A 915-nucleotide genomic window follows, 5' to 3' on the forward strand; every position below is an offset into this window, starting at 1 on the left:
GGATGCCATTATTCCAAAGCAGTTTTTACAAAAAGTTTCTCGCCTAGGTTTCGGTAAGCATCTTTTCCATGACTGGCGCTTCCTTGATGATGCAGGCGAGCGACCAAACCCTGAGTTTGTAATGAATGCGCCACGTTACCAAGGCGCTTCTATCCTACTTGCGCGTGAAAACTTCGGCTGTGGCTCATCTCGTGAACACGCACCTTGGGCTTTGGCTGATTACGGCATTAAAGCGATGATCGCACCTAGTTTTGCGGACATTTTCTACGGCAACTCCATCAACAACCAAATGGTTCCGGTTCGTCTGACTGAGCAAGAAGTGGATGAACTGTTCCAATTCGTTGAAGCCAATGAAGGTGCGCAAATTGAAGTGGATCTGGAAGCCCTAAAAGTGCGCGCAAACGGCAAGGAGTATGACTTTGAAATCGACGAGTTCCGTCGTCACTGCCTGCTTAATGGCTTAGATAACATCGGTTTGACGCTTCAGCACGAAGACAAAATCGCTGAGCATGACGCCAATATCCCCACCTTCCTCCCTTAAAACGCACCCTTGAATACACAAATACCCGGCTGGTCATTGTCACCCTGTATTGTTTTTATGCGTAGATTAAAGAAAGAAAACAACAACTAGACGGGTCTACACTAACAATCAAGTCTCACTAAAGGTCTCTCTATGAAGCGTTTCTTATTGCTACTGTGTGCCCTACTCTCCTTTTCCGCTCTCGCCGCACCAAAAGCCGACTTATGGCCTTATTGGCAGCAGTCCAACGGGGTCAACCAAACTTCAATCTCTCATCTGGAGTGGCAACAGTTACTCGACAGCTATCTAGTTACCCGAGGCGACAACACTCTATTTCGTTACAACCAAGTCTCGTTCGCCGATAAAACAAAGTTAAAGCAGTACATTCAACGTCT

The 915-nt window shown here is 46.8% G+C and carries 1 protein-coding gene and 1 pseudogene; both read left to right on the plus strand.

Annotated features, from left to right (window positions below; translation table 11 throughout):
- Positions 1-541: 3-isopropylmalate dehydratase small subunit (gene leuD, locus R8O11_RS25925; RefSeq protein ID WP_318194703.1), on the plus strand; the 541-nt coding region annotated here is incomplete at its 5' end.
- Between the two features lie 132 nt (positions 542-673).
- Positions 674-915: pseudogene (locus tag R8O11_RS25930) on the plus strand (DUF547 domain-containing protein); the annotation flags it as partial.

Source organism: Vibrio sp. 1288, from assembly GCF_033344475.1.